We start from the raw sequence: 1,412 nt of genomic DNA on the forward strand, positions 1-1,412 counted from the left end.
CCGCTATATGTCTGTCGGCGGCGACAGCGCGAATCCGGTGCTCGGCTTCGCTCCACGGCACGCGGCCGATCAGCCATGGTCCTGGTGCGATGGCCACGAATTCCACGTCTGCTGCCTCGGGTACGGCGGTGAGGTTGATCAGCCGCTGTTCATGCGCGAACGGCCGCTCGCCGGCGAAATGCCCGCATTCCAGCGCCACAACCGGTCCGGCCAAGCCCAATTCCAGCAGGGCGCGATCCTCGGCGCTGCTGCGCCTTTTGTGCCGAGCGACGCGCTCGTAGCGGTAAGGCAAGCCGAGCGCTTCGACCTCGATGCGGATATCGTGGATTTCCAGCACCGCCGCTTGCGACTGCGGCCGGCGCACAAAGCTGCCTGAGCGGCGGCGTCGTTCGATCAGCCCGGCCTTGGCAAGCTGTGACAGCGCCTTGTTCACCGTCATGCGCGAGCAATTGTATTGCACGCTCAGTTCGTGCTCGAACGGGATGCGATGGCCGGGCGCCCAGGCACCGGACGTGATCTTCTCGCTAATGTCGGTCAGGATGCGCTGGTGCAGCGAGCCGCCACCTTCCGCTACCACTGTGCCGGCCATGCTCATGCCGAAAGCGCCGTCATCACGCTGCGAAACCGCTCGGCGATAGCCTCTCGCTCCACATGCCTGCCGCCGCTGACCTGCTTGAGCCCATGCACCCAGACGCAGTCGACCTTGCCGCCATTGGCGAAGATCCAGGCGTCCAGGATCGCGTCGCCGCTCTTGCCGGCCAGCGAGGGATTTTTGGGATCGAGCGAGACGAGATCGGCGGATGCGCCGGCGGCGATCTGCGAGATGCCGGCGCCAAGGGCGACGCTGCCCCCGTCCAGCGCGGCATCGAACAGCGCCCGGCCGGTCGAGCCGCCCGCGACCGCCAGCACATTGCGGGCGCGGTGGGCGAGGCGCTGTGAATATTCGAGCTGGCGCAATTCGTCGGGCAGGCCGATGAGCACGTTGGAATCGGAGCCGACGCCAAAGCGGCCGCCATGGTCTCTGAACAGTGGCGCGGCAAAAGTGCCGTCACCGAGATTGGCTTCGGTGATCGGGCAGAGACCGGCGATGGCGCCGCTCCTGGCCATGGCAACGGTTTCAGCATCGGTCATGTGCGTGGCGTGGATTAGGCACCAGCGCTTGTCCACCTTGGCATGGCCAAGCAGAAATTCGACCGGCCGCGCGCCCGACCAGGCAAGGCAATCCTCGACCTCTTTCACCTGCTCTGCAATGTGGATGTGGATAGGCCCATCCGGCGCTAGGGCAGTCACCTCAATCAGTTCTTCCGGCGTCGCGGCGCGAAGGCTGTGCGGAGCGACGCCGACGACAGCCTGATTCAACGCGCGAACCGATTCGCGGCATTTCTCAACAAGCCGCGAGAACCGATTCACAT

Annotated in this window: 2 protein-coding genes; both read right to left on the reverse strand. The window is 65.5% G+C overall.

Annotated features, from left to right (window positions below):
* The coding region (locus EN750_RS34285) for a GntR family transcriptional regulator (protein WP_127399274.1) at positions 1-595 on the reverse strand (595 nt) is incomplete at its 3' end.
* The coding region (locus EN750_RS34290) for an amidohydrolase family protein (protein WP_145968196.1) at positions 592-1,412 on the reverse strand (821 nt) is incomplete at its 5' end. The genes EN750_RS34290 and EN750_RS34285, both read right to left, overlap by 4 nt.

This window comes from Mesorhizobium sp. M7A.F.Ca.ET.027.03.2.1 (assembly GCF_003999175.1).
GTDB lineage: Bacteria > Pseudomonadota > Alphaproteobacteria > Rhizobiales > Rhizobiaceae > Mesorhizobium.